This window comes from Ezakiella massiliensis (genome assembly GCF_059862345.1).
Window position 1 is genome coordinate 26,500 of sequence record NZ_JCBCEO010000003.1, and the last position, 16,519, is coordinate 43,018.

At 31.3% G+C, this 16,519-nt stretch carries 7 protein-coding genes; all 7 read left to right on the forward strand.

Going from position 1 to position 16,519, the window contains the following annotated elements:
• Positions 1 to 6 precede the first annotated feature (6 nt).
• The 7 genes from AC6FXG_RS05010 (at position 7) to AC6FXG_RS05040 (ending at position 16,505) form a co-directional block, all read left to right on the forward strand.
• On the forward strand, positions 7 to 2,586 hold the full coding sequence (locus AC6FXG_RS05010) for a C40 family peptidase (RefSeq protein ID WP_500571823.1): 2,580 nt from the start codon (positions 7 to 9) through the stop codon (positions 2,584 to 2,586).
• A gap of 14 nt (positions 2,587 to 2,600) precedes the next feature.
• Entirely contained in the window at positions 2,601 to 2,840 is a 240-nt protein-coding gene (locus tag AC6FXG_RS05015; RefSeq protein ID WP_001080402.1) for a hypothetical protein, read from the forward strand.
• Positions 2,827 to 5,250 carry a leucine-rich repeat protein gene (locus AC6FXG_RS05020; protein ID WP_500571824.1) on the forward strand — a complete coding sequence of 808 codons (2,424 nt, stop codon included), beginning with the start codon at positions 2,827 to 2,829 and terminating at the stop codon, positions 5,248 to 5,250. Before AC6FXG_RS05015 ends, AC6FXG_RS05020 begins: the two co-directional genes overlap by 14 nt.
• 14 nt (positions 5,251 to 5,264) lie before the next feature.
• Positions 5,265 to 6,131 carry a CD1107 family mobile element protein gene (locus tag AC6FXG_RS05025; RefSeq protein WP_500571825.1) on the forward strand — a complete coding sequence of 289 codons (867 nt, stop codon included), beginning with the start codon at positions 5,265 to 5,267 and terminating at the stop codon, positions 6,129 to 6,131.
• 64 nt (positions 6,132 to 6,195) lie between these two features.
• Positions 6,196 to 7,917: a DNA topoisomerase 3 gene (locus AC6FXG_RS05030; protein ID WP_500571826.1), complete on the forward strand. Its 1,722-nt coding sequence runs from the start codon at positions 6,196 to 6,198 to the stop codon at positions 7,915 to 7,917.
• Positions 7,910 to 8,875, forward strand: a complete 966-nt coding sequence (locus AC6FXG_RS05035; RefSeq protein ID WP_500571827.1) for a DNA cytosine methyltransferase — start codon at positions 7,910 to 7,912, stop codon at positions 8,873 to 8,875. Before AC6FXG_RS05030 ends, AC6FXG_RS05035 begins: the two co-directional genes overlap by 8 nt.
• Positions 8,862 to 16,505 (forward strand): helicase-like domain-containing protein, encoded by a 7,644-nt coding sequence (locus AC6FXG_RS05040; RefSeq protein ID WP_500571828.1) that lies wholly within the window; start codon positions 8,862 to 8,864, stop codon positions 16,503 to 16,505. Before AC6FXG_RS05035 ends, AC6FXG_RS05040 begins: the two co-directional genes overlap by 14 nt.
• Positions 16,506 to 16,519 lie beyond the last annotated feature (14 nt).

Consider the following 16,519-nt stretch of genomic DNA (forward strand, 5'->3'; position numbering starts at 1 on the left):
TGTGATATGGATAAAAAGCTAAAAAAAGATTTTCAAAAGAAAATTATACGAAATAGGGACGCTCCTGAAAAGAATATGGATAGTAAACTTGTTCATTCAGATGATTATACCAATAAGATAATTAAAACTAAGGATAGGTTCGGGGATAAAATTTCAGAAAAAGAATCTAAACTTATCCATGAGAATGTAGTATCTAAGGATCAAAAACAAGATAAACTAAAAGATTTTCAGAAGGCTAAAAACAAGGAAAGAATTAGAAAAGAAGTTTTAGATAATAAGTATGAGGCTAACGAAGTTAAACAGACTAATCTTGAAATAAGGACAGATGAAAGCTTTAAACTTGATGCAGAGTTAGACGTAGACTTCAAAAAGGTGAATTTTGATAGTGAAAATAGTAGAAATATTAATTCTAATAAATTAACAACAGATGATATTTCAGCTAAGGCTCAACTAATAAGTAATAAAAAGGTATCAAGTAAAAGACAAGTTCTTAAAAATTATGAGGATAAACTTATCCATAGTAAGGATAAATTCCAAGACAAAATCAACGAGAGAGAGTCTAAGCGAATCCAGACAAGTGAAGATAAACCTATCGAAGCAAAGAAAAGTAAGAGAGTATATAGAAAAGATAAGCTTGTTAAAGATGAAGTAAGTAAGAACGAGAGTGATGCTAATTTTGATAAAAAGCAAAAGCAGAAACTTTATCAAGAAAAGAAGTTTAGAGATAAGGAAAAAATTTCTAAAGAGATAGATAAAGAAAATAAGCTAAACGAAGTTGATACAGATAAAACTTTTGATAATTCGAAGGTTAAAGACAATAATCAAGAATTTATAAAAGATGAAAAGGAAACAAGCCTTAAACCTTCAGAACAAAAGAAAGTTAATAAAAAGAAGACTTACTACAAGAGAAAAAATTATGAAAGTGATAAATTCACTCGCAAGAAAATCGATGACTTAAAAAATGAATCTAAGAAAGTTACAACGAAAGATTCTAAGAAAGCACAAGATGTTAAAGATTTTATCTCAGATAAAAAGATTGGAGAACTTGAAAAGTCTAAAAGTAAGCTAAAGGATAATATTTTAAAGAATAAAACTAAAGGAAGTCTATCTTCTGGGGTTTTATTATCTGGAGCTAAGTCTTCAGAGTTAGTGAGAGATTATTTAAGTTCAGGATCTGACAATACTGGTGTAGAATCTGGAGAAAAAGTCGCTAATGTAAGCTCTAAACTCCAGCATGGAATAAGGAAGTATAAGTTAGACAAAAAGAAAAAGTCCTTAAAAAAATTATCTAAACTTGATAAGAAAATAAGAAAGAGAAAAAGCAAGTTGGAGTTTAAAAGTGGATTGGAAGATTTAAAAAAGTCAGATGCCTATATAAAGAAAAATAGATTTAAAAAGTTTTACCAAAGAAAGCAAATGAAGAGCATGATAGCTAAAAAACACGAAACAAGATTTGTCGATAGAGTTAAAAAAGCTATTTTAAGTTTAGGTAAGGCTTCTAAAGAGCTAATCGTAAGAAAAAGTAAGATGGTTTTATTTCTAGTAATAGGACTAGGTCTTATGTTATCAATGATGATTGGTGGTGGAAGTGTTGGTATGAGTGGACTAAGTAACTCAGTAAACTCAGTAATGACAACAACATACCTATCACAAGATACAGTTCTAAGTGAAGTTAATCAAGAATTTTCATCAATGGAATATGACCTACAATCACAAATAGAAAGTGTAAAAACAAGTCATCCTGGATATGACGAATATATTATAAATAAAGAAGGAGAAATTGGTCATAATACCCATGAACTTTTATCCTATATAACTTCAAGATGTGGAGAAGTAAAATCAGCATCTAAAGTAAAAGGAATTTTAAAAGAACTTTTCGATAAGATGTATAAGCTTGATTTTAAGGAAGAAATTGAAATTAGAACAAGAACAGTAGCAAGAACAAGATATGATAGTCGTGGAAATCCTTATACTAGCTATGAAAAAGAAGAGTACGAATATAAAAAGTTAATTGTAACTTTAAAGAAAAAAGAAATGGATGAAGTTGTCAGGGAAATATTTAAAGATTATCCAGATAATGTAGTTCATTATGAAGCTCTTCTTGAAGCTAAGGGGAATATGGGAGATGTTTTTGGATCAGGTAATGGGGACTTAGGAGAAATAGTAGATAATCCAAACTTTGGAAATCCTGGTCTTGCTTTTGATTCAGCTACTGCAAAGGCTCTTTTTAATGAAGCAGAAAAACATATAGGCAAAAGATATGTGTTTGGAGCGAGTGGTCCATCTAACTTTGACTGCTCAGGTTTTGTATGTTGGTCATTTACAAAGTCAGGAGTAAAGAGAATGCCAAGAACAACTGCATGGAGAATATACAAAGACTATTGTAATCCAGTAAGTCCAAGTGAAGCTCAACCTGGAGATATTATATTTTTCCATTCAACATATAACAGTGGAACACCAATATCTCACGTAGGAATATACGCAGGTAATGGAATGATGATTCACGCAGGAGATCCAATTCAATACACATCAATAAATTCAAAATATTGGAAATCACACTTTTATGGTTTTGGAAGACCTAGATAGAAGGGAGATATTATGTGAACAGGAAGCTTATAAGTATTAGGAACAAAAAGAAAAAAATAGAAGAGAAATTGAAAGATTTAAATGCAAAATACAAGGAAATTTGCGATGAAGAAATACAGGTTGAAAATGAAGAAATAATTGTAACTCTTAGGAGGAACAATATTAGCTTGGAAGAATTAATGGAGAAAATCAATGATAGAAAAAGAGAAGAGAAATTAAAAGAAAAGGAGAACATTCATAATGAAGAAATTTAATACGAACAGACTAAGAGCCTTTTTTATGGCTCTTTTATTAGTTTTAACATCAACTGTGCATACAAGTGCATTTGCAAAGTCTGATGTTACTTGGACGGAAGATGATTTTATTTACCATCAAGGAGATAAGACTCATGTAGCAGGACTAAGTAAAACAGGATGGGAAAAAGCAGAGAAAACTCAAGAAATTAAGTTTTTAGAAGGTACTAAAACTATTGGATATATAAATAGTTCTGGCTACTCACAAAATATGTTTGATATTCAAAGAATCTCAAAGTTAAAAGATTTGAAGATTACTTTACCAGAATCCTTAGAAACAATTAAGAGCCATTCTTTTGTACATTGCCCAATAAGAGAAATTAAATTGCCAAGTAATTTAAAAACAATTGAAAGTTGGGCATTTAACAATACAAATTTAGAAGAAATCTATATTCCTGATTCAGTAACAAACCTTGGTGGTGCTGCTTTTAGAGAAAATAAGATAAAAAGAGCTAGACTTCCAAAAGGTTTAAAGGTTATAAAAGATGGATTGTTTTTTGAAAACGAACTAGAAGAAATTGAAATACCAGATAGTGTTGAAGTTATTGAAGGTGGAGCTTTTTATGAGAACGCATTAAGGAGAATTAATGCACCAAGCAATCCTAAACTTAATAATACTGGAGCTAAATTAATAGGTAATCAAGTTGTAGAATATAGACCAAAACAAAATCCTTTCTATCTCAATAATCTAGGATATAATGGAGAACTCGGAATTTCTAATTACAAAAATCTAATCAAAGATGAAGATGGAGGACTAACATTTCCAAAAGATGTAGACATGATAGAATTGGACTTTTCAGTTCCAAAATACTACTATTCAGGAACTATCAAGATTTATAATCCAAATAAATATTCCATTGATACTCAAACAGATTTAACAGGACAAGATATTGATGAAAAGGACAATAAGATTGATGATTTAACTAAAAACATTAAGGACTTAGAAAATCAGATCAAAGACTTAAATGATAAGAAAAAAGAAGACCAATCAAAGATAGAGGAATTAAAGAAAAAGCTAGAATCTTGCAAAGATAATGGAGAAAAACTAAAACAAGAAAAAGCTAAGATAGAAGAAGAGATTAGAGATAAAGATAATAAGATTGCTCAATTGAATAAAGAAATTGAGGATCTTAAAAACTCTAATAATGATGAACTAATAGCAGAAATTACTCAACTTAAAGATGAATTAAAAAGATTGCAAGATGAAAATGCAAAACTAAAAGAAGATTATTCATCTACAAAATGGGAGTTAGAAGCTGAGAAAGAAAAGACCGATAAAAACGAAAATAAAATTAAAGAAATGCAAGAAAAGCTCGAGTCTTTAGAAGGAGAACTTGCAAAGAAGACTAAAGAAATTGAGGATAAAGACAATAAAATTAAGGGTTTGGAAAAAGCTCTTGATGAAAAAGATACTAAGATAAAAAACTTAGAGTCTAAAAGGAAAGAGACAGAAAATTCTAAGTCAGAATGCTGTAAGAAAATTGAACAGCTTCAAAAGTCTATTGATAGTTTAAAAGAAACTTCTGAAAATACAAAAAAAGAATTAGAAGAGAAGATTAAAGAACTAGAAGAAAAACAAAAAGCTTCTGAAGAAGAAATTAAAAAGCTAAAAGAAGATTTAGATAAGAAAATTGAAGAAGCAAAGAAGTTAATCGAGGAAGCAAATAAAAAATCGAAAGAAGAACTTGAAAAACAAGCTAAAGATGAAAAGGATAAAAATCTAAACCAAGACTTATCTAAAAAATTAGATGAACTTCTAAAACTTCAAAAAGAAAACAAAGAGAAAAATGAAGATAAGAAATCTCAAGATAAGAAGTGGGACGAAATTTTGAAAGCTGATGACAAGAATATCCTAAATCAATTTGATCTTAACAAGATGAAAAAACAAGAGGAACAACAATCCAAAAAACAAGTTAAAGATGAAAAAGAATTTGCAGTTTTCCAAGTAGACAAAAACTTTTATAACATTATCAATAAAGATGGTAAGACAACAGTCTACATGGATGTAAAAACTTATGTAGACCAAGGAAGAACTATGATTCCAGTAAGATATATTGCTTATACTCTAGGTTTTAATGTTGAGTATGACAACTCTACTCGTGAAGCTATTTTCTCAAATAAAGAGAATAATATCTTAGCTAAAAAGACATTAAGACTAAATATTGATACTGGTGTTATGAAAGATTCAGATGGGAAAGTCTACAATTCAGATGTTAAGCCAGTGATTATAAATGGAAGAATTCATGCTTCAATTTCAAATATTGCCAAAGCTTTTGGAGCAAGTCATGGAGATATCAAAGATGGTAAAAACCAAACAATAGAATGGGACAATACTAGAAAAGCAGTCTATGTATTTAAAAATGTAAAATAAGAAAGGATAGAAAAATGAATAAGAGCATTAAACGAGGAGTAGCCATAGCGTTACTCCTTTTTACATTTACAGTACCAGCAACTACATTTGCGATGACAAATGAAGGGCAAATAGAAAGTCAAAACGAATCAATCTATGAACCACAAAAAGAAGAATTTGAAAAAATGTTGAAAGATGATGTTTTTACACCATCAAAAGAAGAGATTCCTTATCAAGATGTTCCAAGAATACCAGGAAATACAAGTGAAGCAAACAAGCCTTCAAATAATCCTCCTAAGAAAACACCACTTGTAAAAGGTGGTAATACTAAGGCAGTAAATAGTCTAGCAACACAAGAAAATAAGGCAAGAGGTTCAGTAATTGAAAATGTAGATAGGAATGGAAAAGATATTACACCAAGTGGAGATACAGAAAAAGATAAAGAAAATCCAGTAGATGTAAGACAATTTTTAACATTTCAAACTAAAAGTGGAAAAACTATGCACCTAATAGTGGATCACTCATCAAATCAAGATAATGTAAGGCTATTGACAGAAGTAGGAGAGCAAGACCTACTTAATATGATTGAATCAGAAGATAAAAATACTATAAAGGTTGAAGAACCTAAGAAAGAAGAAGTGAAAAAAGAAGAGCCTACGGTTGTTCCAGTAAAAGAAGAAAAGAAAAGTGGAATAGGTTCATTTTTAATTGTTGCACTTGTAATTGGAGGAGTAGTAGGAGCAGGATACTATTTTAAGGTAGTTAAAGCAAAAGAAGATAGAATGTTGGAAGACTTTGAAGAAGATGATGAGGATTATATTAGTGAGTCAGAAGATGAATCTGACGATGATGAAAGTCATGAAGAATCTTTAGATGAAGACGATGAAGATGAACTATTATAATAATTTTTAAAAGCTTGAGCGAGAGAGAAATCTTTCGCTCTTTTTTTTATTTATGGAGGTATGAATGAAGTTAGTAATAGCAGAAAAACCAAGTGTAGCAGTTACAATTGCAAAGGTAATTGGAGCAAGAACAAGAAAAAACGGATATTATGAGGGAGGTGGATACATTGTTTCTTGGTGTGTAGGTCATTTAATTCAAATGGCAAGTCCAGATAAGATAGATGAAAAATGGAAGAAATGGGCAATAGACACTCTTCCTATAATTCCAGAAGAATATATTTATGAAGTATCTAAAAGCACTAAAAAACAATATGGAATTTTAAAGAAACTTTTAAACGATAAGAACATCGACACAGTTATAAATGCTTGTGATGCTGGAAGAGAAGGAGAACTTATTTTTAGGCTTGTATATAATCAAGCTAATTGTAAGAAGAAGATTAAAAGACTTTGGATATCTTCAATGGAAAACAAAGCTATTGAAGATGGCTTCAGAAATCTTAAAGACGGAGAAAACTTTGAGGACTTATATAGATCGGCAAGTGCAAGAGCAATTGCGGATTGGCTAGTTGGAATGAATCTAAGTAGGCTTTATTCTTGCATCTATAAGGAAACATATTCTGTTGGTAGAGTACAAACACCAACTCTATATTTAATAGCTAAAAGGGATAGCGAAATAAACCTATTTAAGAAGCAAAAATATTATACAGTTGACCTATCTTATGAAGGATTGAAACTTGTATCAGATAGGATTGATAAAATCGAAGTTGCAGAGCAACTATTAAATCTACTAGAAGATGAAATAGTTATTACAGAGGTAGAAGATAAAGAAATAAGCACAAAACCAGATAAGCCTTATGATCTCACTACCTTACAAAGAGAAGCAAATAAATATTTTGGATATTCAGCAAATGACACTTTAAACCTGGCACAAGGCTTGTATGAAAAAAAGCTAATCACATATCCAAGAACAGATAGTAGGTATTTAACCGATGATATGGTTAATACTATGAAAGAATTATTAGAAGGACTTGAAGATGATTTTAAAATCAATGAATCAAATTATAAGTCTATTTTTAATTCATCTAAGGTTACAGACCACTATGCAATTATTCCTACTATATCAGGTATTGGAAAAGCTAAAGATATATCTGATAAAGAAAGCAAAATCTATAATCTAATTAAGAATAAATTACTTGCTTCATGTTCGGATAACTTAAAGGAATATAGTAGAAAAATCAAATATGAATATGACAAGTTTAACTTTAATGCAAGTGGCAAGACTATAATCGATGAAGGTTATACCAAGTATCTAAAGACTTATGGAAAAGAAAAACAAGAAAATGAATTACCAGATATAAAGACTGGAGATAATATTAAACTAACTTCTAAAAACATATCGGAGAAATTTACAAAAGCTCCAAGTCATTATAATGAAGATACGCTTTTAAAGGCTATAGAGAATGCAGGAGTAGAATCCTTGGATAAAGAAATAGAAGTAGAAAGAAAAGGCTTAGGAACACCAGCCACAAGAGCAGGAATTATAGAAAATCTTATCCATAAGGATCTTATAAGAAGAGATAAGAAAAATCTACTTGTAACAGAAAAAGGCAATAGGCTTGTATCAATTGTAGAGGATAAGTTTAAATCAGCAGAAACAACATCTGAATGGGAAATGAAACTTGCAAAGATTAGCTCTGGTGAAGTAGATAAAGAAGACTTTTTAAGAGAAATAGAAGATAGTATAAGGGAGCTTGTAGATAGGTACAAGAATAATCTAAATGAATAAGGTAAAAATATTAGAGCTTTTCGGTGGCATAGGTGCTATTAGAAAGGCTTTTATTAATTTAAAGATACCTTATGAAGTTGTTGATTATGTAGAAATAGATAAGGCTTGTGTTAAATCATACAATGCACTTTATGGAGAAGATTATAAGCCAAAATCAGTAGTAGGATATAAAGCACCTAATGAAAAGATAGACTTAGTTATGCATGGAAGTCCTTGCCAAGACTTTTCAAGAATAGGGAAAAAGCAAGGAGGAGTAAAGAATTCAGGAACTAGATCAAGCTTACTATTTGAAACAATTAGAATAATTAAAGAAATGAAAGATAAACCTAAATGGATAATTTGGGAAAATGTAAAGGGAGTCCTTGATAGAAATATGAGGGACTCCTTTTTTATTTATCTAAAAGAGTTAGAGAGCCTAGGATATGAAAGCAAGTATGAAATCTTAAATGCAATGGACTTTGGGATACCTCAAAGAAGAGAAAGGATATTTGTTGTTTCATGTCTTGGAGTAAATAACTTTTCTTTTGATAAATTGGAGATAAAAGAAACTAGACCACTGAGTGAATTTTTAGAAAAGGATGTAAGTGAACTTTACACGATGACTCAACCCTATATGCTGAAATTTTTAAATAAAGGTATAGATAATAGTTTTAGAGGGCGACTAAAAGTGATTAAAGATTTTTCTTATACTATTTCCACAAAACAGATGAGAGTACCTAATTCTGGAATAATAGATATTGGAAATGGTAAATATAGGTATTTAACAGAAAGAGAATGTTTAAGACTCATGGGTTTTGATGATAGTGATATAGATAAATTAGAGGAAGTACATCCAAGAAGAAAAAATTGCACTTCAAGCAAACTATATAAGCAGGCCGGCAATTCTATTGTGGTTGATGTTTTAATGGCTATTATAAAAGAAATTCATAGAATGGAGGTAGAGAATGCAAGTAAATGATTTTAAGAATATACAAGAAGCAATAAAGTATGAGGTGTTACAAGATGAAAAAGAATATTTAAAGCTCTTAAAAGTTATAGGCAATAACCAGAAATATGATTTTTCTAGCCAACTAAGTATATACAACAAAGAACCTGAAGCTAGAGCTTGTGCGACCTTTGATATGTGGAAGAAATATTTTGGCAGAGTTGTTATGAGAGGTCAAAAGGGTATTCCAATTTTAGTTGGAAGTGATGTAAATCAAAGAATTTCATACATTTTTGATATTAGCCAGACCACATCAATGGATAGGAATATTAATGAGGTTAGCTTATGGCAGTTTGATCATGAAAACCATAACGAGGCTTTAAAAGAAATAATAAGAGATTCTTCATTTGAAGCTAGTGATTCACTCAATGAAAATATATTTTCTTTAAGTCGAATTTATGGAGATGAATATATTAACTTGGCTCTTGCTGATTTGAGAATAGATATAGAGGATAGACTTAGTTTTGAAAAGTTTATGAGAGACTCAATATCCTATGCGGTAGCTAATAGGTTTAATACAGTCTACCCGATGGATATGGAAAATTTAAAAAATAATTTTTCGAGGATTAATGCAATTTCTTTAGAGCAGATAGGTCTTGTAATATCAAGGGTTAGTGAAGATATTATAGATAGAACAATAGAAAAATCTAAGGAAATGGATCGTGCTAGGCTGCTGACAGAAAGGGCCGCTGCCGACTATAATAGAGATATAGAAAATATAAATGAAGATAGAGGAGGTAAAAATGATTTATATAGACGAGATGATAGGTCAAGAAGTAGAGATGGACGAGTTTTCACAGATGGAAGCTACAGAAGAAATAGCAATGAAGATCGAAGAGAAAACCTTGGACATGATGGAGAAAGATCTGGAATTTATGGAGAGATTTCCGAATCCGACATACGCAGTTCTAAGACTGTCTTACCTGGTAGGGAGCGAGGACATGGAGAACTGGAAGAAGCTTCAGGAGATGTACGAGGAGAAAACGCTTTTGAACCATCTGAAGGAAATCCAGAATCAGGCAGTGGACTTTATCAAGAGAGAGAAAGTCAAAATGATGAAAGCCCAAGGATTGACAGAGAAGATGAGGAGAGAGAATCCAGAGGAATACCAAGGACAGATGAACAACTTGATGGCAACAGTGAAGAAAATGGCAATCAAGGAATACGTGGAAGCTTAGAAAATGAAATAAGCCAAGAAGAGGAAGCTGATGAAGCTTCTTTTTTTGATGGCAAAAACATTGAAAATAGAAAAGATTATTGGATTGTAGAATTTAATGAAAACCACGAATTAGTTCCTGATTATAGTGGGCAGATAGTAACTAAAGATTTAATTAATATCCTAAGACAAAAGGATATTGATGTTAAAGACCATAATCAAACTCATGGAGAAAATGAATTTGGAGAAATGACAGATGATTATATCGGATATTTCAAATTCTATTTTGACCACTATGTAGACGGAGAAGTTGTCGAGCATTATAGGGTTGACCTTGGTGATGGTGAAGAAGTAAATGAGCGTGAATTTTCATATTTAGAAGAACAAGTTGCAATAAGCGAGGAAAAATCTTTACAAGAAGAAGTAAAGGAAAAGATAGAACCTAAATTTAAGATAGGCGATCAGGTTAGATATAAAGATAAGGACTTTACCATTACAGATTTTGATGAACTAAGTGGAAGGCTTAAAACTGTCACTATCAGAGATAATACGGAATATATGGGAGGCATGATTAGAGGTTCGGAAGTAATTCCATATAGAAATGATTCATACCTTGAAGAAATCTTTGAAAATCTAAGTCAAACATCAGAAAAACTAGCAGTAAAGGTTGGTAAGGAATTTATTTTAGAAGATGAGGATATCTTTGATGGAATTAACTTAATTGAAACAGGAACTAAAGTAGAAGTTAATGGAGAAGAAATTCCCTTATATAAGGGTGAAACATTTGAAGAAAGTAGAAAGATTGATGAGCTTTTAGATAGTGGAAATTATGAGATACACAAATTATCTGAATATGAAAAACAAATTGAAAGACAAGTAGAGCAAGAAAGCTTTATAGATAACCACAATCTTGAAATTGACCAAATGATGGATAGGTATAATGTCCCAAGACAAGCAGCCGAAAACTTATTGAGGGGTAAAGAAGATTTAAAAAATCTAGGCTATGAACCTAATAAGGAAAGACTAAGTTTTGCTAGAAATTATGACTTGAAAAATCATATCTACTCAGAATACCTAACACCATCAGAAAGACTAGATAAAAATATAAAAGCTATTAAAATGCTAAAAAGACTTGAAAATGAAAATAGGAGTCCGAGAGAGTATGAACAAGCATATCTTGCTGATTATCTGGGTTGGGGTGGTCTTGCCGATGTTTTCGATGAAGAAAAAGGAGGTCAATGGCTTGAAGCAAGAAATATTTTAAAAGAAAATTTAACAAATGAAGAGTATTTGAATGCTAAAGAGTCTACTCTAACATCGTTTTATACACCTAGAGAGGTAATGGATGGAATATATAATACCCTAACAGATATGGGATTTAAGACTGGAAATATCCTTGAACCATCTGCAGGAGTTGGTAACTTCATTGGTAATATGCCAAGTGAAATAAGAGGATCTAATGTCTATGGAGTAGAAAAAGATAGCCTTAGTGGAAGAATAGCAAGAGAACTCTATCCTGAAGCAAATATTCAAATTAAAGGCTTTGAAGAAACAAACTTCTCAAATAACTTTTTCGATTTGGTAATAGGGAATGTTCCCTTTGGAGATTTTAAAGTTAATGATCGTGAATATAACAGAAATAATTTTCTAATTCACGATTATTTTTTTGCAAGGTCAATAGATAAGGTAAGAAATGGAGGAATTATTGCCTTCATAACTTCATCTGGAACTATGGATAAAAAAGATGAATCTGTTAGAAAATATATTAATGCAAGATGTGAGTTTTTAGGAGCTATGAGGCTTCCTAATACAACATTTAAAGGACTTGCTGGTACAGAAGTTACTTCGGATATTATTTTCTTAAAAAAGAGAGATTCAGTTATAGAAAGAGATGACGATTGGATACACCTTTCAACTGATAAAAAGGGTTTGACTTATAATAAATACTTTGTAGATAATCCTCAGATGGTATTAGGGGATATGAAAGAAGTATCTGGAAGATTTGGTAATACTATTACTTGTGATGAAAAAGAAGATGAAAAGTTAAAAGATTTAATGGATCTTGCAAGTAAGGAAATATCTTCAAATTCAAAATATGAAGAGGTCGAACTATTGGAAGATGAAGAATTAAGTCTTCCAGCAACAGACGATGTTAAGAATTTTTCTTACACTATCATTGATGAAGAGGTCTACCTAAGAGAAAACTCAGTCTTAATTAAGCAGAATATATCAGATAAAAACAAAGAAAAGATAAAAGATTATCTTGATGTAATGAATGCTTTGAAAGATGTAATAGAAAAACAAAAGGACGATTATTCAGACGCGGAAATAAAAGAGTCACAAGCAAAGTTAAATGAAGTTTATGATAACTTTTCAAAGAAACATGGCTTTATTAACTCCTTATCAAACACTAGAGCCTTAAAGGAAGACTCAAACTTTCCTTTGGTATCATCAATAGAAATACTTGATGATGAGGATAATTTCAAAGCTAAGAGTGATATATTTTCAAAAAGAACAATAACAAAGGCAAAAGTAGTAGACCATGTAGATACTTCCCTTGAAGCCTTAGTCTTATCAGTTTCACAAAAAGGATATGTAGATTTTGAATATATGGAATCTATTACAAGTAAAGATAGGAACACCTTAATTGGTGAGCTTGAGGGCGAGATATTTTTAGATATTAAGGATACAGACCTAATAAATAACAGAATGCCCTTTGAAAACTTTAACAATGACGATCCATTTCATTTTTCATATGTATCAGCTGATGAGTATTTAAGTGGCAATATTAGAGAAAAGATTGGCTATCTCAATTCATATATTGGAGAAATTGAAAATATAATAGATTTAGCACCTTCTGAAAAGAAAGACACATTATTAAACGAGTTAGGAAAACTCAAATATCAGAGAGAAAAATTACAGGAAGTTATGCCTGAAGAACTAACTGCTTCTGATATAAATGTAAGGTTAGGAGCAACCTGGATACCTCAAAAAGATATAGAAGACTTTACTTTTAATCTTTTAAAAACGCCAGGTTATGATAGGTGGAATATAAATGTTAGGTTCTCACCACATACAAGTGAATGGAACATTGAAGGTAAAAGTGTTGACTCAACTAATGACCTTGCTAACATGACTTATGGTACAAGTAGGGTAAATGCCTATAAGCTAATTGAAAATGCCCTTAACCTAAAAGATACAAAGGTATTTGATCAAGTAATAAATGATGATGGGTCTAAGACTTCTGTATTGAATAAAAAAGAAACTATGCTTGCAAGTCAAAAGCAGGAATTGATTAAAGAGGAATTTAAGAATTGGATATTTGAAGATCCTGATAGAAGATATAGGCTAGAAAAGATTTATAATGAAAAATTCAATTCAATTAGAAATAGAGAATTTGATGGTTCTAACTTAACTTTTGATGGAATGAATACTGAAATCAGACTACGAGAACATCAAAAAAATGCCATAGCAAGGACTCTTTATGGTGGAAATACACTACTTGCTCATGTAGTAGGAGCAGGAAAAACTTTTGAAATGGTAGCTTCTGCTATGGAATCTAAAAAGTTAGGACTTGCAAGTAAGTCATTATTTGTAGTTCCTAACCATCTAACCACTCAAATTGGGAGAGAGTTTATGCAGTTATATCCGTCAGCAAATATTATGGTGGCCGATAAAAAAGACTTCCAACCAAAAAATAGGAAAAGATTTATTGGTAGGATTGCAACAGGAGAATATGATGCGGTCATCATAGGACACTCTCAATTTGAAAAAATACCTATGTCTAAGGAATACCAAGTAAGGCATATACAAGACCAAATAGATGATATAGTTTCCTTTATTGATGAGAACAAAAGAAATAGAGGAGAAAATTTCACTGTAAAACAACTGGAAAAGACAAAGAAGAAACTCTTGGTAAGACTGGAAAAACTAAATGATGACTTTAAAAAAGATGATGTAATAACCTTTGAAGAACTAGGAGTAGATAAATTATTTATAGACGAAGCTCATAATTACAAAAACTTATTCTTGCATACAAAAATGAGAAATGTAGCTGGTATCGGTCAGAGTGAAGCCTTTAAGTCTTCGGATATGTATATGAAATGTAGGTATATGGATGAAATGACAGATGGAAAGGGAGTTGTATTTGCTACTGGTACACCAATATCAAATTCAATGACAGAGCTTTATACAATGCAAAGATACCTTCAATATGACGATTTAAAGGCAAGAGGATTAGAACATTTTGACGCTTGGGCTTCTACTTTTGGAGAAACAGAAAACACCTTTGAATTATCACCAGAAGGAACTGGATATAGGCAAAAGACAAGATTTTCAAAGTTTTATAACTTGCCAGAGTTGATGAGCATGTTTAAAGAAGTAGCAGATATAAAGACTTCAGATATGTTAAATTTGCCAGTACCAGAAGCAAATTTTGAAGTTATTAAAACAAAACCTACTGAGGAACAAAAAGAAATATTAGAAGCCATTTCAGAAAGAGCTGATGCGGTTAGAAATAACCAAGTAGAACCAACAGAAGATAATATGCTAAAGATTACAAATGATGGTAAAAAACTTGCCCTTGATCAAAGGTTAATAAATCCACTACTTCCCGATGATCCTAACTCAAAGGTAAATGTATGCGTTAAAAATATCTTTTCGATCTGGGATAAGACAAAAGAAAAATCATCGACCCAATTAGTGTTTTCAGATATGTCCACACCAAAAGGAGATGGAGAATTTAATATCTATGATGATATTAGAAATAAGCTAGTGAATATGGGAATACCTAAAGAAGAAATAGCCTTTATCCACGAAGCAGATACAGACAAACAAAAAGATGAATTGTTCTCTAAGGTAAGAAGGGGAGAAGTAAGAGTATTATTAGGCTCTACTCAAAAAATGGGTGCAGGTACTAATGTACAAAACAAACTAATAGCCTTACACGATTTAGACGTCCCTTGGAGACCGTCTGACCTAGAGCAAAGAAGTGGTAGAATTGTTCGTCAAGGCAATGAAAATGATAAAGTCAATATCTTTAGATATGTAACAGAAAATACCTTTGATTCTTATTTGTGGCAGACGATAGAGAATAAGCAAAAATTCATTTCTCAAATTATGACTTCAAAAACTCCAGTAAGAGTTGCAGAAGATGTTGATGAAGCAAGTCTATCTTATTCAGAAATTAAGGCTTTAGCCACTGGCAATCCTCTAATTAAAGAAAAAATGGATTTAGATAACGAAGTTACAAAGCTAAAAATGCTGGAAGCAAACTATAAATCTAATAAATATAAGCTTGAAGATAAGGTAAATAAATTTTATCCTCAAAGTATTTTAAAAACTGAAATGGAAATACAAGCAGTTAAAGAAGATATTGCAAGTGTTGAGAAATTAGGAGAAGGAGATAGTAAATTCACTTCAATCAGTCTTGGTGCAAATAAAATTTTAGATAAGAAAGAAGCTGGAGAGAAGCTATTAGAAGAAATAAAAAAGGTAAAGATAAATGATAGTAAGGTCATTGGTAAATATAGAAATTTAGACTTACAAGTTTCATATAACTTTATGACTAATACTCACACCTTTAAACTTCTAGGAAAAGCAGAATACTTTGGAGAGTTTTCAAACTCTACTGATGGTAATATAACAAGGCTTGATAATGCCATTGAAAAAATGCCTTCAAGACTAGAAAGGTTAAATCAAAACCTTGAAAACTATAAAGAATCTTTAGAAAATGCCAAAGTAGAATTGACCAAACCATTTGAAAAAGCAGATGAGTTAAGGGATAAGACTCTAAGACTAGCTGAGATTAATAAACTTTTAGATATGGGAGAAGTGGAAGAACTGGAAAACCAATCACCATTATTAGAAGATTTAAAGAGGGCGATAGTTGATTATTCTAATTACGAGTTTTCAGAATCTAATAGCTATGAAGACTTCGACAAATTATACCCTGATTTAAGTCATATAGGACTTGCCTATACAGAAACACCAGATGGTAAGCACTCGATTCAATATGAGGTAAATTTGGAAGAAAAAACATGGACTCAGTATGTAGATAATGTAGCTATTAGAACAGAATCTTTTGTAGAAGACGGTATATCTAACTCACAAGCAATTAAAGATATGACTGAAGCCATAAAGATGTCAAGTTTTGATGATCTGGTATCAGTAGATGAAGAAGATGTGAAACAAGCACTAGGACTAGAAATAGATGATGACGGAAACTTCTATGATCCACTAGCAAAAGATCTTGATAATGACGGAATACCAGATAGGTATGACAATGATTTTAAAGATAGTGATTACTTTGAATCAACTTATGATGTAGAGGATAATCTACACGCAAGGGAAGAGAAACCATCAATATTGGGACAAATATCAAAATTCAAATCAGAAGAAGAAAAAGATAAAAACCAAGAAAAAAGTGAAAAAGGACAAGAACGATAAAGGAGAGCGTAAGG